Source organism: Pseudoalteromonas sp. MMG033, from assembly GCF_057197785.1.
The window spans coordinates 310089-334742 of the sequence record NZ_JBXVAL010000002.1; the positions used below are offsets into that span (position 1 = coordinate 310089).

Annotated in this window: 20 protein-coding genes and 1 CRISPR repeat array; of the genes, 3 read left to right on the forward strand and 17 right to left on the reverse strand. The window is 42.7% G+C overall.

Annotation, left to right across the window (positions count from 1 at the left end; all coding sequences use genetic code 11):
• Positions 1-7 precede the first annotated feature (7 nt).
• The 12 genes from cas6e to AC2CZC_RS22745 form a co-directional block, all read right to left on the reverse strand.
• Complete coding sequence (gene cas6e / locus AC2CZC_RS22690) at positions 8-688, reverse strand: type I-E CRISPR-associated protein Cas6/Cse3/CasE (protein ID WP_063364442.1); 681 nt, start codon at positions 686-688, stop codon at positions 8-10.
• Positions 681-1352, reverse strand: coding sequence for a type I-E CRISPR-associated protein Cas5/CasD (cas5e, locus tag AC2CZC_RS22695; protein WP_484585547.1), 672 nt, complete (start codon positions 1350-1352; stop codon positions 681-683). Before cas5e ends, cas6e begins: the two co-directional genes overlap by 8 nt.
• On the reverse strand, positions 1349-2494 hold the full coding sequence (gene cas7e, locus AC2CZC_RS22700; RefSeq protein WP_484585548.1) for a type I-E CRISPR-associated protein Cas7/Cse4/CasC: 1146 nt from the start codon (positions 2492-2494) through the stop codon (positions 1349-1351). Before cas7e ends, cas5e begins: the two co-directional genes overlap by 4 nt.
• Before the next feature lie 13 nt (positions 2495-2507).
• Entirely contained in the window at positions 2508-4586 is a 2079-nt protein-coding gene (gene casA, locus AC2CZC_RS22705) for a type I-E CRISPR-associated protein Cse1/CasA (protein WP_484585549.1), read from the reverse strand.
• Between the two features lie 103 nt (positions 4587-4689).
• Positions 4690-7578, reverse strand: a complete 2889-nt coding sequence (gene cas3 / locus AC2CZC_RS22710) for a CRISPR-associated helicase Cas3' (protein WP_484585550.1) — start codon at positions 7576-7578, stop codon at positions 4690-4692.
• A 102-nt stretch (positions 7579-7680) separates the two neighbouring features.
• Positions 7681-8511, reverse strand: a complete 831-nt coding sequence (locus AC2CZC_RS22715; protein ID WP_063364447.1) for a helix-turn-helix transcriptional regulator — start codon at positions 8509-8511, stop codon at positions 7681-7683.
• Positions 8512-8823: 312 nt separating this feature from the next.
• A CRISPR array of direct repeats spans positions 8824-11964; the repeat unit is 29 nt; unit sequence CGGTTTAGCCCCGTGCATACGGGGAACAC.
• Between the two features lie 208 nt (positions 11965-12172).
• Positions 12173-12451 carry a hypothetical protein gene (locus AC2CZC_RS22720; protein ID WP_063364147.1) on the reverse strand — a complete coding sequence of 93 codons (279 nt, stop codon included), beginning with the start codon at positions 12449-12451 and terminating at the stop codon, positions 12173-12175.
• A 245-nt stretch (positions 12452-12696) separates the two neighbouring features.
• Positions 12697-14445, reverse strand: coding sequence for an ABC transporter ATP-binding protein (locus AC2CZC_RS22725; protein WP_484585551.1), 1749 nt, complete (start codon positions 14443-14445; stop codon positions 12697-12699).
• Positions 14446-16251, reverse strand: coding sequence for an ABC transporter ATP-binding protein (locus tag AC2CZC_RS22730; RefSeq protein WP_484585552.1), 1806 nt, complete (start codon positions 16249-16251; stop codon positions 14446-14448).
• A 435-nt stretch (positions 16252-16686) separates the two neighbouring features.
• Entirely contained in the window at positions 16687-17127 is a 441-nt protein-coding gene (locus AC2CZC_RS22735) for a hypothetical protein (RefSeq protein WP_484585553.1), read from the reverse strand.
• 28 nt (positions 17128-17155) lie between these two features.
• A complete protein-coding gene (locus AC2CZC_RS22740; protein ID WP_046356818.1) occupies positions 17156-17398 on the reverse strand; it encodes a hypothetical protein in 243 nt (80 codons plus the stop codon).
• Between the two features lie 99 nt (positions 17399-17497).
• Positions 17498-17992: a hypothetical protein gene (locus AC2CZC_RS22745; protein WP_484585554.1), complete on the reverse strand. Its 495-nt coding sequence runs from the start codon at positions 17990-17992 to the stop codon at positions 17498-17500.
• A gap of 110 nt (positions 17993-18102) precedes the next feature.
• Between AC2CZC_RS22745 and AC2CZC_RS22750 the strand changes: the two genes are divergently transcribed.
• The 3 genes from AC2CZC_RS22750 (at position 18103) to AC2CZC_RS22760 (ending at position 20490) form a co-directional block, all read left to right on the forward strand.
• Positions 18103-18402, forward strand: a complete 300-nt coding sequence (locus tag AC2CZC_RS22750) for a helix-turn-helix domain-containing protein (protein ID WP_063364152.1) — start codon at positions 18103-18105, stop codon at positions 18400-18402.
• 567 nt (positions 18403-18969) lie between these two features.
• Complete coding sequence (locus AC2CZC_RS22755) at positions 18970-19764, forward strand: tetratricopeptide repeat protein (RefSeq protein ID WP_484585555.1); 795 nt, start codon at positions 18970-18972, stop codon at positions 19762-19764.
• Positions 19765-19884: 120 nt separating this feature from the next.
• Positions 19885-20490 carry a DUF998 domain-containing protein gene (locus AC2CZC_RS22760; protein ID WP_484585556.1) on the forward strand — a complete coding sequence of 202 codons (606 nt, stop codon included), beginning with the start codon at positions 19885-19887 and terminating at the stop codon, positions 20488-20490.
• Positions 20491-20529: 39 nt separating this feature from the next.
• On the opposite strand, the gene AC2CZC_RS22765 is transcribed toward AC2CZC_RS22760, so the two are convergent.
• From AC2CZC_RS22765 to AC2CZC_RS22785, 5 genes are all read right to left on the reverse strand, one after another.
• Positions 20530-21021 (reverse strand): hypothetical protein, encoded by a 492-nt coding sequence (locus AC2CZC_RS22765; RefSeq protein ID WP_484585557.1) that lies wholly within the window; start codon positions 21019-21021, stop codon positions 20530-20532.
• A gap of 17 nt (positions 21022-21038) precedes the next feature.
• The gene (locus tag AC2CZC_RS22770; RefSeq protein WP_484585558.1) at positions 21039-21602 is read right to left on the reverse strand and encodes a GrpB family protein; all 564 of its coding nucleotides are present in this window, start codon (positions 21600-21602) and stop codon (positions 21039-21041) included.
• A 59-nt stretch (positions 21603-21661) separates the two neighbouring features.
• Positions 21662-22678, reverse strand: a complete 1017-nt coding sequence (locus AC2CZC_RS22775) for a tetratricopeptide repeat protein (protein WP_484585559.1) — start codon at positions 22676-22678, stop codon at positions 21662-21664.
• A gap of 88 nt (positions 22679-22766) precedes the next feature.
• Positions 22767-23621: a cupin domain-containing protein gene (locus AC2CZC_RS22780; protein ID WP_484585560.1), complete on the reverse strand. Its 855-nt coding sequence runs from the start codon at positions 23619-23621 to the stop codon at positions 22767-22769.
• A 103-nt stretch (positions 23622-23724) separates the two neighbouring features.
• Positions 23725-24597 carry a GNAT family N-acetyltransferase gene (locus AC2CZC_RS22785; RefSeq protein ID WP_484585561.1) on the reverse strand — a complete coding sequence of 291 codons (873 nt, stop codon included), beginning with the start codon at positions 24595-24597 and terminating at the stop codon, positions 23725-23727.
• Positions 24598-24654: the final 57 nt, after the last annotated feature.

The window sequence follows — 24654 nt, forward strand, 5'->3', positions numbered from 1 at the left end:
TTTGAAATTATGACAATGGTTTTATCAGTAACAGACCGCAGCCAAACGCTTTTGAGCGACCAATGCCTGACAACAACACCTGCTCAAGCTTTTGCACATCCGCCACTTTTGCGACACCAAAGTAGTCTAAAGTGCTTAAGTGAATGGCTTTTGAGTTATTCTTCTTCACAATTTTATGCTGCTTATAATTGTTAAACTCAATACATTGACTCAACAACTCCAAACCGCCTTGTTTTAGCTTTTTTTCTAGCCACGTTTTGGCCGCAGCATCGACAGCTTTACTCACATCCACGTTAGTTTTTTGAGCTTGCTTTTTAGCATGCATCAACACATCATGACGACGAGTTTTATCCCCTTTGAGCGTGATATCCACGGTAGGATTAGCGCGTAATGAAAACTGCACCAAGCATTCACCTGCATACTGTTTAATATCTTTACTCTTCAGGGCTTTCCAACCTTGGATCGATTTTTTTAACTGCCGCTTCGAACGAATAAACACCGTAGGCACAGGTAGCGTCATGTCCACACGAAACATAAAGTCAGCTTGAGTCAGGTCGCTTTGCTCAAAACAGCGCCAAACCCACTGATGTTGCAGATATAAATCCTCTGGATGCAAAAAGCCAATATCTTCGCCTTGCTGCTCAGGGTCAAAATACAAGCGCGTTTCATACCAAACTTCTTCAGACATAAAGCACTTCCTCTGTATCTACTAACCCCCAACGGCTTTTCACGCATCTAAATGTGAAAGCTCTTTGGTTTAGTTCAAAACTCAATGGCACATCATGCCGCTGCTCAGTCCCTGTTTTATGCTCGCTGTCATAAATATATTTTACGGGGACATCGGCAAGCGTTTCATGCTCGACTATCATTCTGGGGGCTTGCTGCAGGGCTTCCTCTAAAGGCACATCAACGAGCGCATTACGTGGATCAACCACAGGTATCCCCGGTAAATAAGATTTTCGACCCAAAAACTGCGGCCATACTGGATTAAGTAATGCATCGTATAACTGTTCAAGCAGCGGTTTATCACCTTCAAAACCAACCCAAAAAGCAGCATCAGCAAGATAAGCGCGATGCGACAACTGGGTATCAGGTTTTCCACCATCCGCTTTCGCCACATTAAGCGCGGTTTGATAGTCAAATGCTAAATCACCTGGTTTATCTATCCGAACGCCCATACGTAACGATGTGAGGTCTTCTAATGACTCATTGCGTTCTCGGCCAAGTGACGCACACAAAAGACCAATAACCCCACTTTTAGTAGGATCAAGCTGGGTGTTACGCAGCTCAAAGGCACTCTTTAAACCCCAAGATTGCATTGGACCCGCAAGCCGGATCAGTAATGTGCTCATTTACACTCCAAAGCACCTTGCAGTGCATCGAGCATATGCGCTTCAAGTTGAGAGATTGTGCCGCAGTCTTTACCTTGATATTCCTCTAGGTTATCAATATAGGTGCTGCGCCCTTCAAAGATAAAGCCGCTCTCACCATACATAGACGATAACTTTTTAGCGAACATTTCTAATTTTTGTGCCGATTGATGCTCTAGTTCTGCTTCATCAGGTTTATCAATCACTACAGCTTGCGTAAATGCATTACTTAAAGACCAAGGTGCACCGTCTTTTCGTACGTTCACCTTGACATAACTCGGGGGATTTTGTGCCGCAAAACTATTTTGTTTACCAGAGGGGACCGCTTGTACCAAAGCACGGAAAAACCCTTGAACAGCGCCTAATACTTGCTCGTTGTCATGCCCTAGGTTTGCAGCCAATTTATCAATATTAATTTGCGCATAACGGTAATAACACGCACTGTTAAAGTACACACCGCCCATCATCCCAGAGCCTTGCTCACCCGCTTGTAACTCATCGTCCACCGCGGTGAAAAAGTCCATGGCGGGCGTTACGATATTAGTTGAAATTGCATGCGCAACCTGACACGCTGCGTCAACGTTGATGTTATTGTTATCAGCGACCATACGACCAAATAGCGCAATATCTGCTGCGAAAGATTTACCATCTTTAACAAACACATCATTCACGGCTTTGGTGATGGATTTATCTAGTTTTTCTTGTTGGAGTTCGTCAAAGTGCTCTTCAGCAATCGCCTTCAAGGCCGCTATTTCATTTAACCCTAAAAACAACAAATACTCGGTTTTAAATGGATGCTTTTTATCTTTACTTAAACTCAATTTAACCTGTGCTAACAACCTTTGTGCAACGGCCTCGCTTTGCGTTTCTGACTTGCCTAAAGCCACAAAATGGTCGCGAATATCAATGGCTAATTTTCGTGTACGTACGGCACGATCTCCCTGATGCGCAGCAACGGCATCATTAAATGCTCCATGAGTGCGAATTGCACGTTTTTGACATTGACTAGAAATACGTGCTCGCTGTGAACCACCAAAAACACACGATTTTGGCGTATTTGTGTCGTCACGGTTTAAGTTACTTGGCGCAAAGTTTTGTAATAAGTGAAATTCGATAAATGACATAAGAAACTCCTTTTTAATGTGTTGTATCTGCTGAGCTTGTAAGCTCTTCCGATTGTATTGGCTTAGCCCAGTAATCTCTGGCCCATTTTAATTGAATGCGTTTGTCGTCGCTGTCCCAGTGGTAAAGGTCTTCCATCAAGGTACGGTAATCAATCGCGATGTCTTTGCTTTTAAGAATTTGTACCATTTGGCGCAGTATTTGTTTTAACTGATCGCCATTGGACTCTAGGAGGCATTCAAAGCGAAAACTCATACCCGGGCGTTGGCTTTCATCCGCATGTCGCCACAATGTGCCTAGGCTTTTGTGACTCGATTCTTCATAGATTTTATAGTGGCTGGCAAATAACCCCGCTACATAAGCTTGCATCTCTGCACGCTCACCCTGTTCAGACAGTAAGGAGCCTAAGTAAGGCATGCTGGCAAGTTGTGCGCTTTTTTGAAGGTCAAGAGATTTACGCAGTGCTGCCAAAATATCTCTGCGAGGAGTATCAGGATTTCCCCATCGGTATAATTCTTTTACGATTTCTTGTGTATCTTGGCTCCAATATACATGCCGCTGCCAAGACCTACCATATAATGCTTCTTCCAATTGCTGTTTGGCGAGGCTCAGGCCTTTTTGTGCTTTAACACCACCATAGCACCAGCTTTTTGTTGCGCCTTCAAATGCTGCCAACGCGATATTTTGACATACCTTTCTCCAATGAGATTTCGCGTCTTCGCTATTGCTGTTGAGCGCCCAAATAAACTGTTCAAATGATTCATTTAACTTGGGCCAATAAAAGCGGCTAGGGTTGATTGATTCCACCTTAGTCGTCACATCCTGTACTCTCGCGCCTTCAGGGAGTAAATGTGAAGCAAAAGTACGTACGGCACTTAACAACTGAGCATGGATCGCTTCAGCAGTTTCTAACCCTTTAAGTAAATGAGTACTAAATTGGTTGTGTGACGCGCGATCTTTTTCAATCAAGTTAAGTGATAACGGTAGCCGCTCCTCAAACCAACACAGCGGGTTCGCTTTATTATTATCTAAACCAACCAATAAACAGTTCAGTTTAAGTGCATCAATTAACTCGTTATCTTCCGCAGCCAATAATTGAATGCCTGCTGGTCTTAAATCTTCAGGGTCTATACCTGTTTTTTTAGAACGTGCATATTGCAGTAAGTTTGCAGTGTCTCGCCAACACGCTCGCTCAAAACTTAATCTTATAGGTAGTTTTTTATCGTCTTTATTCAAGCGATAAGCAAAGTAGGGCTCTTGTTCCATTTCTTTTGGATTGGGCAACCCCTGAGCAAAAAACATCCTATTTACCCGCCCATCACTGTCTGGGATTAGACGCACATGGCGGGCTCGCCAAGTTAGATAATCAGTCAGCCCTTTCATTGGACGAGCTTGGGGCTTTTCAGACTCTGTTTGCTCCCAAATAGGCAAGTCAACTGTATGTTCTAGCCACTGATCATTTTTCGGCATCTGTAAATTGAGCATCAAGGTTTGGAAAAGATTTTCGCCTTCAACCAATACAACAGCCCCGCCAACCAATGGCGCATTGGTTAGATTAGGGTGTTTACCAAATTGCACAGAGCTGCCACTCACACCGCCGCCAAGGCTAAAGTACTGACAAACAAGTAACTGAAGCGCAGCCTCTTTAGGTGATAACGAAAAATCGTGAGTATCCGCAATGTGATTAAACAAAGTTTTATTGTTGCCACTGGCCAAATCTGGAGAGAGCTTTTTAACTGACGTTGTCACTCCTTTATCTTTCGTAAAATTCGCAGTTTGAAAAAAAGGATAACGCTCTGAAAACAAATCAAATCGTTCTTCACAACGTGGCGATGACAAATAATTGGTGACTTGGCTGCCAAACTCAGCGGATTCGAAAATCTCATCCCACTCATCCATATCGAGATAGCCATAGCTGCGATATAAAATAGCGAGCAACAAACGCTGTACTGAGGACACAACCAGTGGCTTTTCATGGACTATCCGCTGCAACCTTGGTGCAGCTTCTAGTATAGAGATAATTGAATAATCACAGGTGTGACCATCTTTATCCATAGCTGGTATCCAGCTTTCTTTTAGTAAATCGTATTTCATGTTCTTTCATATTCCTTATGTAAATCTATTTCTAGACCGAATGTAGCCACATTAAAATGGAAACATTCTTTACTGTTTATAACTTCACATATGTAATCCAAACCTAGTTATTCACGCGATTTTTACCCAAAGTTAGACCCTGCTTCGGATCTAATTTAAGCTCACCTAACCCTTCTACTTGGTAGACTAGACTCTTATTCAAGATCACGGGGATACAATTAAATAAAGTGGGGGAGCGCTGCCATACGCTTTTAGCTACAAATGAATAAGGCCATTGCGCTTCTAGCTCTTTAAAATGGGCAACCCATTTACTGTGGGATACAGAGATCATGGATTGTTTTAAACGAGCAATGTCTCTTTTTTGCAAACATTGCTTACCTTGCCAGCCAATATCATGTTCTAGTTCTTGTTTGCATTCTGATAATAGAAACTCTGGTCCTTGAACACTTTGCTTATAAATCGAAAACTCGGTTACTGGAATCACGTTGCCTTCTTCAGCGACGAGAAAAACCAATTGCACGCTGATGCTGGTTAAACGCGTACTGAGTACAACTTCATCATGGTCAATTTCACTATTGTTATACTTTAATAAATCCCTTACGCTCTTTTTAGCCGCATCAAACATCATGTTCTTAGCAAGTGTAAACTGCGTGCGCTTATCTAACCTGTATTCAAATGCTTTATCATACTCCTGCTCAAGCCAGGTTACTTGCTGCTCAACATCTGCATAAACACGGTTGATCCAATTATCCATATCTCGATTAATATCAATCTCAAATGCATTCCCTTCCACATTGGCACTTTCCCATAACAAGCGTGTTGTAACAGCCAATATGTGTGATGGGTAAATAAGTACTTCACCATGACCAAACCAGTCTCCATAGTCGTTTGGAATTTTATCCATTGAAGGTAAGTAAACATTTAATCTAGGTACTTGAGTGAACTCGGACCGTACAGGGTTATTGATCTGATGACGCCAAACTCGACCAACTCGCTGTAGCAGCAAATCAATGGGGGCTATCTGAGTGAACATTTCGCATGCATCATAATCCAAGCTTTGCTCCAACACTTGGCTTCCTATCAGAATTAAGCATTTGTCTTTTACAGGTCGATTTGGGTTAATTGAGTTGTGGTCCTCTGGATGTTTACCAACTAAATGTTCAATCATTTTTTCTATCGATAAACGCGTAGCCAGCGGGTATTTTGCATGAAAAGTTAACAGCTCGATGCCACTATGAGGGACTTCACTACAGTGACGTGCAATTAATTTCGACAGCTCCTGAACTTTAGAAACAGTATTTAAAATACAGACAAATACACCTGTGCCTGCTTTCTTTGCAGTGGCTAAAACATCATCAGCCATGGTGCTCACACATTGAGATGGCGACGTAGCATGCAACTTGATCTCATACTTACTCGGGGGGCGGCTCACAATTTCTTTTTCATAGAGATCTTTATCATCAGTAATTGTGTGGGAATGTGCTAAAGCCCCCGAGCTATATGTTGTGACTCTTGGGTATGGCTTATTTTCAACTTCAACCTCTTTTGTTACTGTTTGCCCATATGCTTTAACTAACTCAACTAACATAGTCCGAGGTAAAGTAGCCGACAGTATGACGACCCTGACTTTTAACTTAGCCATCCAATATAAAGTATTTTTAAGCAGATCTAGTTGAAAGCTTTGTAATGAGTGGACTTCATCTAGTATTAAAACCTTGTTTGCAAGGCCAAATAGCCTGACAAAATTATGTTTGTACAACATTGCTGCCATCAAAAGCTGATCAATAGTGCCGACACAAACACCCGCCAATAAGCCATGCTTTTTTGACGTAAACCATTGGTTTGCTCTAACAGAAAGTGCGCTATTTTTCTCATTCGAGGAGTCAATACTGCTCAACCTTAATGCTTCATAGTTTGGCTCAAAATCAGCATTACTGTGCTTTAGATGCATTTCAACATTTTGATATCCCAACGCCTCATGTTGAAGAAATTTTAGCATGCGCTTGTATAGCTGATTCGCCGTAGCCTGTGATGGCATAGCGACATACAGGCCAGAATGCCCAGCTTGGCGTATAAAATGATCTGCAAGTATCTGCGCAGCTTCTGTTTTGCCACTGCCCATACCACTTTCAATGATAGTTATCCAAGGCAGTGTCTTACCCTCTATAATTTTAAGTATTTTTTGCTGCAAAGCGTTTGGTTTAAAAGCAAACACACCTGTAAACCTAAAGGGATTATTTGTAGCGAGGATACGCTTAATGTTTAATTCATCAGCAAGCGCATTTGCTGTATGCTGCCTTTTTTCACAGACATATTCCTGCGCCTCACAATAACAAAAATGAGATTTATCTGAGCCAATCCAATCAGCAACGGAACATAAACCAGCAATGTACGAAAACCATGCAGGCGTCAAAGATTTACTATGCAAACCATTTAATAAAAGAAGGTCTACAGAAAAGTAACTTGCAAACCACTCAATTGCAGTCACCTGTAATTGTTCCCAATTTTTATCACCACATGAGCCACTTTGGGCTTTATTTGCTACAAATACGCCATGATGACTGGCCACAGCAGAAATCATCACTCTGGCGGTGTTTTTATTGACAGCATATTTGTCACATAGATAGTCGTGTAGAATTACAAAACCCGCAGTGCCATGTTTTTTTTCTGCGCCTTCAAAGTTGCTAAAGTGATGTATATTAAACAACTTCGCGATTCGCTCAACAGGAAGCTTATATTGGAAACCCGGTGTGATTTTACCGATATCATGTAATGCGATAAGCAAAAAGACAATTGAAGTTGCGGTCTCTTCATCGACACCTTCAATAGATAAAAAAGGGTCAATTAGGATAGCGCGCTCTTGCTCTGCAAGCTGATTGATAATTGCTCTCGCAACAAAGGCAACATCCAGCATATGACATACGGCAGGCAACGTATTATGGTCATCTGCTTTACCCCAGAACTGAAAAATTTCACAATTAAAATCACTCACACTGCACATTCCTTGCTTTTGACGTGATTAGGTTATACCTGAAGTATTTGCACTGCAATTCTGCTAATTTAACCAGTAAAAAATTTACTAGGTTGTTGATTACTAACTATTCCAAAGCAGTTTATTGTTCCTCAATTCACGATAACATTCAGGGTCCATCACAATTTGCTGAGCTTCTGGGCTTGGGTGTTGCACATCTAAACGTAAAATACTGATCAAATAATTAAGCAGCGCCACGTTGGTTTTGAGCTGTTTTTTGTTGGCGCTCATATCAAAATCATGGGCAATGACTTGCTGAGCATAATCACTTAAACGCGGATCTGGCATGATGGTTAACGTGACTTCCTGCTGCCATGCTTCATCATCTTGTTTGTACTTTTGTGCCTTACATTTAAAGTCTGGAACAGCCGACAAAATTCGAGACAGCGAATAATCACTAAACCCTACTCCCTCACAATATGCTCTTAGGTGATATCGCAACCCCGAGTTCACTAACGTATGTGGGCGAATAATGCGTTCGGTTTCTTCACCATCTTTTATCGATTGATAGCGAATATCGAGCGCACTTTGTCGGCGACAAGCGTTTAATATGGGCCTTAAAATAGTGGGGTTGAGTTTTCTATGAGGTAAAGGGAGCGTTGCAATCGTCGAGGTACTTAAGTTGTGAACATACTGCTCACCAATTAAACTGGCATACTCGGTAAAGTCCTGGGAAATATAATTTGGTGTAAAGGGGGTTGCCAATACATAGGCTTTTTCAGACTCGTTATAATGCGCGTCAATTTGATAGCGTGCGATAAAGTCTGTTAAGTAACGCCGAGCGCTGGGTCTTGATAGTTTGAACTTATCTTGAAAAGTGCCTGTTTGGATCTCTCCTTGCCAAAATAACACCGCCTCAATATATCTAAAATATTGCTCTTCCTTAGCCTGCATAAATCACTTTTAGTAAAATTAACGTGAACAAAATGTATCAAAACAAGGTGAGAAAGTCATTGATCCGCGACAAAATGCGGCACTGTTTACATTGTTTTTGTGTTCAATTGCTCATATATTTTATTACAGACTAGCCTGAATTATCCTTTCTATTAATCAATAGAATGGTTTCTGAGACGAGCTCAGAATGACACACTTCATATGCGTACGTGTTGTTCAAGAGCATACCAATCCTCATAGCTCAATTACATCTCAGTTTAGTTCAGTGTACGGGGAGCACTTGGTAGTATTGCTCTGCACAATGTATAAACCCAGTTTAACCCCGTGCATACGGGGAACACGAGCAAAGAGCGCGATTGTCCATATCTAATATCGGTTTAGCCCCGTGCATACGAGGAACACGAGCAAAGAGCGCGATTGTCCATATCTAATATCGGTTTAGCCCCGTGCATACGGGGAACACAGGGCCGAAGTATTCAACGAGTTGTTCTAGCTCGGTTTAGCCCCGTGCATACGGGGAACACCAAATCACCAAACTCATAATTCTTCCTAGTGCCGGTTTAGCCCCGTGCATACGGGGAACACAACGGGGAAAGCACCGCCTAGTTGTGCATAGGCGGTTTAGCCCCGTGCATACAGGGAACACTTAATTGATGCACCCACTGATGACAGCATTGGCGGTTTAGCCCCGTGCATACGGGGAACACATGCTTAACGTGCACGATGTCGTTAACTCTGGCGGTTTAGCCCCGTGCATACGGGGAACACCGATAAATCCATTACACAGCCTCACAAACCATCGGTTTAGCCCCGTGCATACGGGGAACACGTTCCTGCTTTGAAATCAAAACAAAATCACAATCGGTTTAGCCCCGTGCATACGGGGAACACGCTTAAATCTTTCTGCGGCAAAGATGCATGGCCGGTTTAGCCCCGTGCATACGGGGAACACTTGCCATCATTTCGGCCAACCATAAACAAACGCGGTTTAGCCCCGTGCATACGGGGAACACTATTGCGTATAATCAACTCAGCACGATGCTGGCGGTTTAGCCCCGTGCATACGGGGAACACAGAGGGTGACTCTGCGGGGTGACCAAGGGTGACGGTTTAGCCCCGTGCATACGGGGAACACAGCAATTACACCGAATTTTGCTAAACGAGAGTCGGTTTAGCCCCGTGCATACGGGGAACACTATGAAGCAGCAAATACAAATAATTAAAATTACGGTTTAGCCCCGTGCATACGGGGAACACGCGGTTTAGGCATGCAAAAGGTGAATTTAGAGCGGTTTAGCCCCGTGCATACGGGGAACACATTTACTGTCATTATGGTCGCTGGTGAGACCTCGGTTTAGCCCCGTGCATACGGGGAACACACACTGTGCTTTTCAGCAATCTCATTTACAGCCGGTTTAGCCCCGTGCATACGGGGAACACGCTGAATAAAAATACACAGTAGTATGTAATTCCGGTTTAGCCCCGTGCATACGGGGAACACTCAATACCATTAATTTTCTTTTCTGAGTTTTACGGTTTAGCCCCGTGCATACGGGGAACACTCGTTTTAAAGCGCTATTGCATTGTTTCAATGCGGTTTAGCCCCGTGCATACGGGGAACACTCGTTTTAAAGCGCTATTGCATTGTTTCAATGCGGTTTAGCCCCGTGCATACGGGGAACACCTGCTTCTTTAGATAATGACATGTTTGATTTCCGGTTTAGCCCCGTGCATACGGGGAACACCTGTTTTGCTGCACTGATATCGCCGTATGTTTCGGTTTAGCCCCGTGCATACGGGGAACACCATTTTGCAACAAGTTGATTGGCGAGCTCGACCGGTTTAGCCCCGTGCATACGGGGAACACAATCAATCCATTCAGCCTGTGATTTTCGGCAACGGTTTAGCCCCGTGCATACGGGGAACACAAATTACGCTTGTCAATGAAGAAAAAACAAGCCGGTTTAGCCCCGTGCATACGGGGAACACGCACCTATTGTAATCAGGTCATTTTTACTGATCGGTTTAGCCCCGTGCATACGGGGAACACACAATGCACCGTTTTCTGTGCCCGTGTCTGTTCGGTTTAGCCCCGTGCATACGGGGAACACCATTTGCATTTGGCCGGTCATATCAACGATTACGGTTTAGCCCCGTGCATACGGGGAACACCAACCACTTGTTACCGTCTGCGTCTTTCCAATCGGTTTAGCCCCGTGCATACGGGGAACACCAACCACTTGTTACCGTCTGCGTCTTTCCAATCGGTTTAGCCCCGTGCATACGGGGAACACGCAGCAACTTTCTGACCTTGGTCATTAACATCCGGTTTAGCCCCGTGCATACGGGGAACACGCACAATATATGGGCACATCACTCTACCTCTACGGTTTAGCCCCGTGCATACGGGGAACACTGCGTGTATAGTTATCCTCAAACCCGAACAACCGGTTTAGCCCCGTGCATACGGGGAACACGGCTCAAAATCCGTATAAGATGCGCCGTCCCACGGTTTAGCCCCGTGCATACGGGGAACACGGACGCAGGAGCGCGCCCAGTTGCAAGTAGAGCGGTTTAGCCCCGTGCATACGGGGAACACCCATCGGCGCCCAAGTTGAGTGTATTTAAAAGCGGTTTAGCCCCGTGCATACGGGGAACACATTTCATTCATTGGGTCGCTGAGGTCTGTGAACGGTTTAGCCCCGTGCATACGGGGAACACTCAGTGGTCAGGTATCCAATGCACGCGACAACCGGTTTAGCCCCGTGCATACGGGGAACACTTCATACCCAACATTAAACCCGAGGCCCGATACGGTTTAGCCCCGTGCATACGGGGAACACTTGCAAGCAGGTGACTTATGTTGGCCATGATTCGGTTTAGCCCCGTGCATACGGGGAACACTGATCTGTACAGAGTTGTAGGTATATATCCGGCGGTTTAGCCCCGTGCATACGGGGAACACACAAACATGTGCATGTGATTTTACCCGCAAGCCGGTTTAGCCCCGTGCATACGGGGAACACAGGTACTTAACATTACGCGAGAAGTAATCACGCGGTTTAGCCCCGTGCATACGGGGAACACGATACATAGAAGAACCGTTGACACTTAATTCTCGGTTTAGCCCCGTGCATACGGGGAACACTACATAAAGCGGATAAGCGTCCAACTCATACGCGGTTTAGCCCCGTGCATACGGGGAACACGCGGTTTAGGCATGCAAAAGGTGAATTTAGAGCGGTTTAGCCCCGTGCATACGGGGAACACTCACAGGTTAGTTTCAGAAAGGCTAAAAACTCCGGTTTAGCCCCGTGCATACGGGGAACACTTGTTGTACACTCTATTTGTTGATTAGCAAAACGGTTTAGCCCCGTGCATACGGGGAACACAAACTCGTTTTTCCATCCATCTAGACCCAGTACGGTTTAGCCCCGTGCATACGGGGAACACTCTAAAAATATACTATTGATTTATATAAGTAAATTTGAACTCTTAAAATCTACCAAAAATATTGGGAACAAACCAATCTTACCAACCCAGTAAATACCTGCCTCTCTTTTCCACTCAATAAAACCAAGTTTGCCTCAAAAATAACCATCAGGCACAAAAAAGGCCATTTTACTGGCCTTTTACATTTCCCTTTTCTAAATAGATGGATTTATCTAGAACAGTTGTTCATACAACGCCTAATAAAATCATTACAGTTTGTCCAAGGTGGCGCCCACTTAACGCACGCCTCGTAGTGACTTTGACAGCGCGCTTCACACGCATTTGATGGGGTTAGTTGGTCTAAAATGGTTGGCTGAGCTGGGTAAGTCGCTGCTGTCACACCATCAACCGTTAACGTTTGATTAGCAGTAGTCGATTGCGTATCTGCGGCAATAACTGCAGCACTCATTGCTAAACAGCTCACCGCTGTAAGTAATAGTTTTTTCATGATTTCTCCTTGAGTCGCCTATATCAAATTAAAACCACAAAACGCTATCATCATTACACAAAATTAACAATTGAGTTATATTTAACCACACCTTTTATATGGATAAACCACACAATCTTCTACCACAAAGCTTTACTCAGATTACGTAGTTATATTTCCCAAGTTTTTAAAGAGCGAATTACTTACAGTGTCTGTGCAACAAAATAGTGCAGCGCCAGAATGATACGATGTTTCGTCAACCCCCTTTACGCGGCTTTTGATTGTGCACGCCATAAACGTGTGTAGTAGCCGCCAATAGAAAGTAAGCAACGATGTGTACCAGACTCAACAATTTTGCCCTCATTGATCACCAAAATATTATCTGCATGCACAATACTTGAAAGACGATGCGCTACGGTGATCACAGTACGGTCTTTTAGCAAATTTTTGATTGCGCTAACGACTTCCGTTTGGGTAATTGGGTCAAGCGAGGCAGTAGCTTCATCCAGTAGCACAATGGGCGTGTCTTTAAGTAAAGCCCGAGCTATCGCAATGCGTTGTCGCTGACCGCCAGATAATCTCACCCCACCTTCGCCAACAGGCGTATCAAATCCATTGGGGAGCTTATTAATAAACCTAAGACACAGTGCTTGCTCACATGCATGATGTACTTCTTCAAGGGTGGCATCTGGCTTGCCTATACGAATATTATCTAAGATACTGGCGTCAATGAGCTGCATGTCTTGAAACACCATACTGATAAGGTTGTGCAGCCCTTCAGATCCAATGTCCCGAAGATCAATCCCGCCAATGGTGATACAACCACTTTGTGGCTCAAAAAATCGCGCACATAGATTGATTAGCGTCGACTTGCCACTGCCCGTTTCTCCAACAATAGCAGTAACAGATCCTTGCGGCACAATAAATGAGATATGTTCTAGGGCTTTTTTATCATCATAGTTAAACGATACACGCTCAAAGTTGAAGTCGAACTGCTCTGGTTTTTGTGGTTTGTAGGGCTCTTCTAAGGTCGCTTCACAAAGCAATGACTCCACTTTTTGCTCTGATTGCACTGCCAGTTTTAAGCTCATGCTCTGCTCTGCGATTTCATTCAGTAGCGTTAGCAGTTGCAGCAATAATATGGCAAATATAATGGCACCCAAATTGAGATGACCCACACTATTTTCAGGCGTTGTCAGCGCTAACATGACAACAAATAAAACAACCGTAAAACTCAATATGACTTGAAAGCCAATCACAGGTCCTGCGCCCCACATTTCAACTTGCAAGCTATGCTGCTTACTTGTCTCAAGTTGCTTTTGCACGCGGGCTAACCAGTGGCGTGTTTGATTAAATAACTTTAACGTGCAAAGCGCCTCTATGTAGTCGGTAATAACACTGCTGGTATGCTTATACGCCTGTACTTTTGCTTTGGCCGCCCAATTAAACCTTGCCTTTGCAACACGTAACACCCAAAAAGCACAAGGCAAAATCACACATAACCCCAAGGCATATAAAGGCGAAATGATCAGCATTAATAACAAAATAGTGACGGATGCGACGGCGGCAGATAATAGGTCTGGCAAAACATGTGAAAAAATACTTTCAACTTGCTTGATGTCCTCACTGAGTAACTCTAAAAACTCACTGCTATGGGTTGTGTGAATATACCCCAAAGGTAACTGCCGAAAATGATTTATCGCTTTTTTACGATACGCGTGTGCTAGTTGGTAACTACCTGTAAAGCTGCGTATTTGACCAAGGTAAGCGCACAATAACTGCGCGACAAAAATTGCCACGAGCACAATGAAATAATCTACTGGTGACGACAAAAAAGCCCCGTCTAGCGTGCCCAAGCTCTGCTCTGTATGAAGCCAATAAAAACAAAACATCATCGGCACAATGCCGATACAACGCTCGAATCCTCTAAATAAAACCCCAGATAAAAAGGTCTTTTTTCCGTCGTTCACGTGACCAAATATACGGCCAATACTGTTTATTACTTGTCTATCCATTTAAATCTCATAACTCAGTATAGGTGCCGGTGTAAAATGAGGCGTAGAGGCACAGTCGCCGCCTTGTAATTGCCAGCCTTTTTGATAATGCTCACAACGAACGAGCAAGGACTCATGATCTCCCTGCGCCACGATTTCACCATCGACCAAACTAAAGATCTGATCGCTGTTCTCAAGGCCAAAGTATTTATGGGTGATCACTAAAAATGTGGTGTTGGGGTAATGCCCTTTTAAGCCTTGATAAAACTTACTATGTGTTAAGTTATCCATGGCGGCGCTCGCCTCGTCCAAGATCACCAACGGAGGGGCTGCAAGCAGTGCTCGTGCAATCGCGATACGCATTTTTTCTCCGCCTGATAAGTTAGCACCACGGGCACTTACGGGTGTTTCAAGCCCTTCTCGTTGCAGATGTAGCCAAGGCTTAAGTTGAGCTGCCACCACCGCATGCTCAAGCGTCTCTGTACTAATGCCACTTCGTCCAAATATAATGTTGTCACGCACAGTGCCTTCAAATAGATAGCTGTCTTGTGTCACCACACTCATAGCCTGCGTGCGCACACTATCAGACAAACCAAATACATCTTGACCGTAAAGCTGTACACGCCCTGCACTGGGTGCCAATAATCCACATGCTAACATTGCCAGTGTCGACTTGCCGCCGCCGGACTCGCCAACAACCACGTTAATGGCATTGGGAAGCAATTTAAAATGCACATTGCTTAGCACCCTATGTTGTTCATAACCAAAGTCCACACAATAAAATTGCAACATGGGGTATTTTGAATTGACTTGTATAGGCCCGTCGTCTCGGTGGGTTGACTCGATACTAAACAACGGCGTAATACGCTGGATACTTGCCAATAATTCGCTCACTTCCATAAAAAAACGACTGACTTTAACCACTGGCCCCAGCATCCCAACGGCTAACAAAAAAGCCAGCAACGAATGACTCAATGTAATTTGCCCGCTACTTTGCAACCAAATAGTACAAGGTAATAAAAAGATAAATGCAGAGCCAAGTAGAGCGGTATACAGCGCCCAACCAGGTGCAGTTTGCTTAGTCACCTCATGGACCACTTGCTGGTAATGACTGAGCTTATTGTTAAGTATCGCGAAACGTTGGCTGTCTAAGTTATACAACTTCATCAAAGGCGCGTATTTTACATAATCACTTAATGTGGTGTTTAGGGCAGTCTCCGCGTCACTATATTGCGCATAATGTTGCGCTGTTTTTCGCATAAAAAACGTACTAACCATAAACGCAACAGGCACCACAGCAATAGCACTCAAAGCTAACCGCCAATCAATCATAAATAGTGCAAATAAAATACAGAGCGGTGTTAAACACGCATTGAGTAATTCAACACTTTGATGTGCAATGAAGTTTTCTAACTTTTCGACATCTTGAAGGCATTGTTGCTTCAGTACAGCGCTATTTTGCTTATTGAGCCACTTCAATGACAAGCTGGCGAGATTGTTAGCAAGTTTGAGCCTGACTTCAGTCAAGGCTTTAAAAGCCATTTGATGGCTAAAGTAATAAGCACCAGCCAGACAGAATGTTCTGCCTAAGACAACTGCAACTAACCCAGCACCAAGCCACATCAGTTTTTCAGTAGAGGCAATCACAGGCATTAATATTTCATTGAGCGACAGAAACAATAAATACACAGGCAGTAACTGCAAGCCACTGACCAATGCAATTAAGCTCATCGCCACCATTAATGTCACTTTGTGTGGTGCACAAATTTGTCTCAACACCAACCAAGGACTTTTAATTTCCTCAGTATCATAAGGCTCATCACGCATATAAACAGCTCCTTGAAATGCGTACTTGAATCAGGGCCAAACGGCTAGCCAGATAATATGTAAGTCACAAAGTAATGCAATCACCTTGCTACAAAACACTGACTTTGTTCAGGTGAGTTTGTTATACATCAAACAAACCTCTGACTCCTTTAAGTAAAGTCAGTGATAAAGACTGAATTCAGATTACAATGATCGCTATGTTTATCAATGTTAATTTATTCATGTAAAATACATTTATCTGGCAATATTTATCAAAAAAAGACGAGTAAACTTAAGTTTTATTCATAAATACAACGCATAAATAACCCGTCCTTTTTTCCGCCCCATCAAATTTTCTTGGATTTACCAACCTCTAAAATAACAATAATGAGCATGTAACTGGCTGTAAACCAATACATTTATATTAGGAAAACGTGGCGGCCTACTTGCGCTTGTTTAACTACTGCCGTTTCTGCTAGTACCAAATACGTAGCCTAATAATGCGGTGAGTGTTGGAAACAGTACATTGAGTAAAATAAGCTGCAAGGTATCGAACCAAAAAGCACGAAAATCACTTCTCTGTTGAGTTAACTGCATGAGTGCATCGGAATTTGCCACTTGATTTGTCAATATCAGATTTTGGGTCTCTCTCATAGCCGCAAAGAACTGATACTCACCCCACATAAAAATACAGAGAATGATGACCAAAAACCCAATTAATACACCAATGATCCCCCAAGTTAAATTAACGCCCGCTCTTTCTTTGCCAGTGAGCGGCTCGGAGACAGGGGCATCTTCAGGTGTATAATCCTGTGCAGACGCAAGATCAATATCTTGCAATGATTCTTGTGATTGGATTGCGTGTGATTGTGTGCAGTCCTGTGCACTTAAAGACATGACTTAACTCATTTAAATATTTCGTATTCTACAGATTTGTTTTGGAGATATTATTTAGCTCAGGTATGACAAGACGATGTATGTCTTTTCCTTGCTTATTTGCGGATAAAATTGTTCTATCATGGACTACCTCATCTGATGCCCAATCTAATAACGTTAAAGCGACTTTTGTAAGATCACTTGATTTTTTTAGTCCTAAACGGCTTTGTAGTGCCGCTAAATAGTCTGCATCAACCGAGAATCTCACTTCTGTCTTCTTCGTATCCGCCATTAAAACTCCAAAAAATATCCAGCTTTTTTCCAATTCTAGTGGATGTATGGTGTATGCGCAATAGAAAAAAGCCTAATATATACCCAAACTGGGAATTATTTAAGCAGGCCCCATGCAAGTGGCTTTTGCCATTGCTTTGATCTGAGGATCTACCCCGTTTAGTAAGTCGATTAACTGTGATGCGATGCCAAAATCTGACTGAACTCGGCTTTGCGCTTCATATTCATCTACTCCATTTACCAGTTCAGGCAAAGTTAAAAAAAAGCCACTATTACATTTATTCCCTATCCCCTTCAACGTCACACAGACCATCACATTGCTCGGCTGACTGGCCGTATTTAGAACAACGCCCAATAATTGCGGCGGCATAAAAGTATACAAGCTCGCCAGTGACTTAAATTGATATTCTCCCATCTGCGTATAGATAACCCAAATAGGTGCTTGCTTGTTATAGAGAGGCTGATAATTGACTACAGGGCACTTGTCGGTGGAGAGCATTTCAACAAATCCACTCTCAACTTGATTCTTAATTCGCTGCTCTACATTCTCTCTAAATTGATTGATCAACGTAATGTCATGTTCAATCCTTGTCATTCGGCCATGCTCCATATATAGTATTTACATATTTTAACATTTTAATAATAATTACTTAAACATAAAAAAATCTTTAGATTAATTAACATTTTTGTATGTAGGGCGAGACATTGAATAAAACAGTTAGGCCGCACGATGAGCAAAGCTTAAGTGACTTAAAGGTAATGAGGCTCGCAGCAAACAAGACTCAGAAGCAAATGGCCAAAGTACTCGGGACGAGTGAAGCAACAATTATAAACTACGAAAATGGCGTGAGTGATATAAAATATAAAGATTACTTAAAGTGGTCACTCGCATGTAGGTTTGACTTAAGTGCTATTGAGGAGCAACTGCAAGCCCTCAGAGAGCTAGTCATAGAGAATAACCTGCATAGGTACCGTAAAGTGAACAAGCTAAAGCATGAAAAATAACCAGCGAGTTTATCAGAGCTGAGTTTTTAATAATCAGCTTGGTAGTAGACAAAGGTGGCTACCGACAATTGCGACCTTAGCATCACTCTGAAAGACTTGCCCATGATAACCTACAAATACCCTTGTCTTATATGAAGTAAAACCAATATGGGCAGTAGAACTTAATCACCCTCTTTTAGCACATAGTCCCTCTCTTATCTGACAAACGCATTCATATGCGCTGTTATTTGCAATATGTGAACTGCAGACAATTAAAATCCAACAAATATTAACCGACTTGCAGTAACCGAAAGCAGCTTACAGGCCTTTGCTAGAGAGTATATCGGTTATGGAAAATGGCATGATTGGACTCATAACATCACTGAAAATGTACATACTTCATACACATGCTCAACAAGTGTTTATTTTATTATTATGAATAATCTCATTTCTTAATAAAAATCTCGAAAATTATCCTCTTTTTAATGACAAACCATATTGGATCTGAGAGAATCCGCCACCATAAACAGTAACATAAGTCAGTATTTACTTACTGCAAAGCAATTTATAGCCATAAGTGTATTAAAAATGCGTAACGCCCTAGTGTCATTCCTTCTACTGTTTACATTTCTCCCCTTGCTTATACAAGAAGTTGTAGCAAGCAATGCTTACTATAAAGTAACATATCACTACAATATTGGTGATGTATTCACAACGAACGAAAATGGTGTTTGGCGCACTGCGAAAATTTTAGATATTGATACAAATGAGCAGTCTTCTACAATCCATGCTCTGCTATACAGCAATACAAAAAAAAAGCCGACCTTAGCAAGCTTAGATGAGCTATTAATACAAGCTTATCACTCGACGATTGCACACGGAAATTTAGAGCAAAAATGGCTTTTTATTGGTAATGACACCCCGTTAAAAGCAGAGTTGAAAGGCTATATAAACTACCTAAAACACCATAATTTTCATAAGTATGCTGAAGCGACCAATCAAAAAGTAGACGACCTAATTTTTAGGGCTAATACCCTTTATACAAAAGGCTATGCGTTAAATCAGGCTGCCCAATACAAGCAGGCGATTGAAGCATATCAACAAGCAATCAACATATATCCATTATACTTTGAAGCCATTGATAGCATTGGTTTTGCTTATATGGATATGGGTGACTTTCAGACGGCCATTAATTATTTCAATCAATCTTTACAGATCCAACCAAAGGGTATCACCGCTCAATACTACAAAGGTATGTGCTACATAAATTTAGAAGATTATGAAAAGGCCCGTCATGCATTCAAGCAAGGCATTGAAAGCTTTCCAGAGCAAAGTCACGTTTTTGAAGAAATTTACGACAAGTTGCAGCACAACGCGCTTTAATTCCCAATATAAAAACCAATTCATTGATTGACTGATTTTCAATCATTTTAGATTGACTCCACCAACACATTCACGTAGTTTATTTTCAACATAATCACAGTGAATAAAAAGGAGTTCTCTATGGAAGGCGGTGTCGTGCTGCTTAGTGGCTTATTTGCCACAATCTGGATCACGCTAGGGGTGTATATCGCCGCTCGTTATTACCCAAACTACAATCATAAAACTCAATTTTGCAGTGAACTGGGCGCAGCTGGTAGCCCAACAGAGAAACTATCTCCACTTATCAACAATTACCCCTTAGGCGTTTTATTTTGCTTATTTGGATGGGGCATTATCACACATGCAAATGAGTCATTACTGTTAATTTGCGTTGGCTGGTTGATCATCGTTCATGGTATTGGTACGTGGATAGCGGGCTTTTTCCCTATGGATAAAGACCCTTACACAACAACACCGAGTTTTAATTGCCAAGTGCATTCCTATGCTGGCTTTATCATGCTTTTGTCTCTGCTTATTGCACCAACGCTGATGATATTCAGTCAGTTTGAAGCTTGGTTCCGGGCTTTCTCCGGCTTGTGTGTCGTTATTGCCTGTTATTACCTTTATAAAATGGCACTGACCTTTAAACAAAAGGCCAATCTAGTCGGTCTATATCAGCGCTTATCTTACTGGGTCAAACTCATTTGGCTGGCTGCGTTATCTATTATGTTATGGGTAGCCAATTAATACGTGACCTCTGCACTGGCTGTGCAGAGGTTTGACCAACTAGTTGAAAAACTGCTTGGTCATTGTTCCAATTTTAACTTGTTCGACTTTATCAAACTCAATCTCACGCACTTTAGACATATTCTTCCACAATAATTTATAGCCTCGCGTAAAACGGGTTTTACTCACTCGCCTTTGAAAACGCGCTTGTTCACTCTCCGTCGCATCCCGTAAATCGCCTAAAGTGCCATATAACCTAACGGCAGGTCGAGTGCCAAACTCACCTTTAATTAATGACTTGAGCCAGTACCACATGCTGCCATTCACCGCTAAAATACATACCCGCTTATGTGTACAAGCCGACTTAGGCAACTGAGAAGTAAATTTTTCAAAATAATAGCCCTTTCCTGACTCTGTTAGGGTTAATGAGCCGATAGGGGTAATGTGTGGACTGCCATCGTCTTTTACTGTTGCAATCGCATAGTGAAATGACGATTTAAATGAACACCTAAATAATCTTTTGATTTCGAGCCAATCTGTTTTTATATCCATATTAACATCCTGATTTTTTAGTTTTCTCTTGTCTCATTTTTGACATCTAGCAAATTCGCTGCACAAAAAAGCGTATCCATATAAGGATCTTTGATTTCATAGTATGCGCCTACATCGTTTGGAAAACGTTTCGCAAGTGACCTTTTTATTTTTTCATAAGCCATCGCAATGGCTTCATTATTACGTAAGAAATCACGGAATAGTATTGCATATGCTTGGTTGACGCGACCAACTTCCCTAACGTGTATATGGGCTTGTCTAGCCCCTTCAGGTTCACGAAAGTATAGCTTTTGCATTTCTTTATCTTGGTTCTTATAACCAATCAAATTGTCATGCGTAATATCACCACGATAGATATATCCGCCTTTTTGAAATGCAGCAGCCAGCAAGTGAGTGTCAAGGGCCTTTACACTCGCTTGGATGTCAATGATGTCTTTCGCTGCAAGCCCAACGACCGCTGTCGAGCCAATGTGATCAATATCAACCGCCAAATCACCCAATAAACACTGCAAATCTTCTTTAATTTCATGAAATTCATCTACCCACCTTGGTTGGTAGTCTAAGATAGTAATTCGGGTCATTCTGTACGCTCCTTGATATAACATACAACTAAGGGTATTTTAAAAATCCGCCCCTGCGATTACCAGCGACAATCTTGTACCTTCTTAAACCACGGAGCTGTAAATGGCATTAATTTTCGTGTCGGCAACCGTGGCAGCGTAACTTTCACAATCGGGGCCAAATGCATACCAACCAATAGTTTAACTTGGTGGCTCTCTAGCTGTGAATAGGCGGTTTGCAAGTTTTGACGAGCTTGATCTGACATATGACCACCATGCTTAACTATATACGCAGCATGGATCCATGTTAAAAGTGCTTTTTTTGATTGATTAGGAAATCCGTCCGTCAGCGCTTTTATGGGTGAATAAAGGCGCTGATAGTTGAGTATCTCGTCTCTTAAAATAAATAAAAACAGTAAATTAGTCCCTGCGGTAATGTGACCTGAGCGCTTATCAATACGCTGATAACCAGTCAGTGCAGCACGAAAATAGGCATCAGCTTCATCGTAGTTAGCCAAATCTAAAGCTATCGCCCCCAAATTGTTATCAATGGTTGCCATCATTGATATATTACGCTGTTTTTCCGCCAACAGAGCCGCCTCTTTGTATAGTGAAATTGCGTTTGGATACTTGCCCATATGTCTTGCAACCAATGCTCTGCTATTAATTAACGTAAGCTGCTGCGATGCATTTTGGGCGTACTTTAATGCGCATTGCAAGCTAATATCAGCCTCTTGTAAATGCCCTTTACGGCGCTGCCAAATGCCCAGTGCGCTGAGTACACTGGGTAGGTTATCTTCGAAGAAAGGGTGCGTACTTAACGCAAACAACGCTTGTAATGATTGCTCAAGTTGCCCTAACTGATTGGTCGGCACCGATGCTCTCACACGTAAAACATGCCAGCGGATCTGAAGTCCCAAGGGTAACGCCTCAACATCAGAGATTGAGGCAAGGATGTGCAGCGACTGAGAGGGCTTAACCGTAAGATAATCTTGCGCTTCTTGAAGCATGTCCATCTGCTGCTCAATCGAAGGACGTGCGCTAAGTAGCGATGAAAACAGCAGCCCTGCGGCAATGAATACTACCTGACCTATCAACTCAAGTTCCTATTTATTAATCATCTATTGAATATAGAGGAACAAAGTCAAGAGGCCAAATAATCCATTTTAGACTGAGAATACTGGATTAAGAAGCAAACCCAGCGGGCATTTTTGTTTCATGATTGTTGATGGCTAACCTATCACATACCGCAGCCATTTCTGGATAACTTTGCTTAAGCGCATCATGATCAGCTGCTTCAAAACAGTCCCCTGTAAAGCCCGGCGCCATCGTACAACCAAATAATGCATACTGCCCACCAGCCACCAGCTCGCCTGCCTGCCATACTCCGGCAGGAATTCGATACTGTATTTTCTGACCTTTTGAAAAATCAGTGCCCAATACAATTGTTTGTGATGTTCCATCTGGGTAGAGCAAATAAAGATTGAATGCATCGCCTTGATAAAAGTGCCAAACCTCATCATGTGTTAGGCGATGAAAGCAAGACACACTTTTTAAGGCCCTACAGTACATGCCTATCATCGCTGTACCGACCGGCTTACTATCACCTAATTCATTATCCGCGCGCCAGGTACTTTTATACAAGGTGCCCTCGACAGGTAAGCGATCGAAGCGATAGTGGGCAAGTACATCAAGAATATCAGGTGTGATCTCTTGATGGGTAAATAACTGATAGTCAACAATATCAACTACAGCGTCCAGATTAAGTTTGCCATAAATATGTGGAAACCCAATATCTGCGTCCATAGGCTCAGAGGGCGCTTCAAAAATAAGCTTAGCTTTAACACGCCGCGGGTCAATCACCGCCACCTTAACCGAGTCTAAGTTCGCATAAAATCGCTGATAGACAGCCTCTACTTGCGTAGCTGTACAGGCATGAATATATCCCTCAGATTGCAATGAGGACGGCGCATAATCTTCATCAGTTAATGTGATTTCATCACCACAAAAAAGAACAAAAACCGCATTGTGTGTTGTCATATAATTCCTTAAATATACATCTATGCATCAAGCGAGATGTGAAGTATGAACGGATCTCTCCATTCATATAAAAACAGATATTCGTATTTAGCTAGGCTCATTACTAACCAATTTCAAATGAGGCGACACCAAATGTTTGTGCTATTGGCAGGTCGGGCTCATCGGCAGTGTACATTCTGGCTGTTTCAAAAACCTTCGTCATACCCAATGACTCTGCTAACTGTACCGCGTCCTGGTTCGGCTCTGGTGTATCTAAAAAAGCGATGACAGGCTCGTTAGTGGCTGCGGTCACTTTTCCAAGCAAAGCATCAATGAGCGCTTTTGCCGTATCCAGATTCTCAGCGTAAAGTGGGCCTATTTTATGGCCCTCTTCACACGCTCTGATCACACCATAACCATTAGTAGTACCTTGGTTTACTATGCTCAATGCATCTGCATTAGGTTGCACTCGCCACTGATGGTTAAAATCATCTCGACATACAGGGAAAAATGGCTTTTCATAGGCTTGGATCTGATGTTCATCAACGTCACAGACCGTCCCATCAAAGGTTACCGCCTTGTCCGCCAATAACTCTGATGTAAATGTCCCCTGATATCGAATATTGCGATATGCAAGCTCAAACCCTGATTTTCGGTAATTATCTTGCTGTTCTACCACCCCATCTAAACCGATATTGCAACCAGATAAATAAGCCATAGCGGCTTGCCAAATACGATAGCCAAAGCCCTGCCCTCTATATTCTGGCTTAACGATATAAAACCCAATGAACCCAAAACTGTCATCATATTTAATCGCCGAAATCACAGCGATTGGCTCATTATTGAGTAAGCCAATAAGAAAACCTTGCGGATCGGCTATGGCGTAGCTTTTTGCATCACATTTTCCCGGATTCCACCCCTCTTGTGCAGCCCATGCAATGGCAATGTCGATTTCATCATCTTTCATTGCCCGGATCACAAACTCATCCTTTCCCATTTACCCGCCTCACCTAAATCATCTATTACAGTCAAATATTTCTACAGCTTAATCAAG

Bases quoted from the DNA above. Each gene is read 5' to 3' on its own strand.
- cas6e (WP_063364442.1), bottom strand. From the start codon at position 688: ATGTCTGAAGAAGTTTGGTATGAAACGCGCTTGTATTTTGACCCTGAG.
- cas5e (WP_484585547.1), bottom strand. From the start codon at position 1,352: ATGAGCACATTACTGATCCGGCTTGCGGGTCCAATGCAATCTTGGGGT.
- cas7e (WP_484585548.1), bottom strand. From the start codon at position 2,494: ATGTCATTTATCGAATTTCACTTATTACAAAACTTTGCGCCAAGTAAC.
- casA (WP_484585549.1), bottom strand. From the start codon at position 4,586: ATGAAATACGATTTACTAAAAGAAAGCTGGATACCAGCTATGGATAAA.
- AC2CZC_RS22715 (WP_063364447.1), bottom strand. From the start codon at position 8,511: ATGCAGGCTAAGGAAGAGCAATATTTTAGATATATTGAGGCGGTGTTA.
- AC2CZC_RS22720 (WP_063364147.1), bottom strand. From the start codon at position 12,451: ATGAAAAAACTATTACTTACAGCGGTGAGCTGTTTAGCAATGAGTGCT.
- AC2CZC_RS22725 (WP_484585551.1), bottom strand. From the start codon at position 14,445: ATGGATAGACAAGTAATAAACAGTATTGGCCGTATATTTGGTCACGTG.
- AC2CZC_RS22730 (WP_484585552.1), bottom strand. From the start codon at position 16,251: ATGCGTGATGAGCCTTATGATACTGAGGAAATTAAAAGTCCTTGGTTG.
- AC2CZC_RS22735 (WP_484585553.1), bottom strand. From the start codon at position 17,127: ATGTCTTTAAGTGCACAGGACTGCACACAATCACACGCAATCCAATCA.
- AC2CZC_RS22740 (WP_046356818.1), bottom strand. From the start codon at position 17,398: ATGGCGGATACGAAGAAGACAGAAGTGAGATTCTCGGTTGATGCAGAC.
- AC2CZC_RS22745 (WP_484585554.1), bottom strand. From the start codon at position 17,992: ATGACAAGGATTGAACATGACATTACGTTGATCAATCAATTTAGAGAG.
- AC2CZC_RS22755 (WP_484585555.1), top strand. From the start codon at position 18,970: ATGCGTAACGCCCTAGTGTCATTCCTTCTACTGTTTACATTTCTCCCC.
- AC2CZC_RS22760 (WP_484585556.1), top strand. From the start codon at position 19,885: ATGGAAGGCGGTGTCGTGCTGCTTAGTGGCTTATTTGCCACAATCTGG.
- AC2CZC_RS22765 (WP_484585557.1), bottom strand. From the start codon at position 21,021: ATGGATATAAAAACAGATTGGCTCGAAATCAAAAGATTATTTAGGTGT.
- AC2CZC_RS22770 (WP_484585558.1), bottom strand. From the start codon at position 21,602: ATGACCCGAATTACTATCTTAGACTACCAACCAAGGTGGGTAGATGAA.
- AC2CZC_RS22780 (WP_484585560.1), bottom strand. From the start codon at position 23,621: ATGACAACACACAATGCGGTTTTTGTTCTTTTTTGTGGTGATGAAATC.
- AC2CZC_RS22785 (WP_484585561.1), bottom strand. From the start codon at position 24,597: ATGGGAAAGGATGAGTTTGTGATCCGGGCAATGAAAGATGATGAAATC.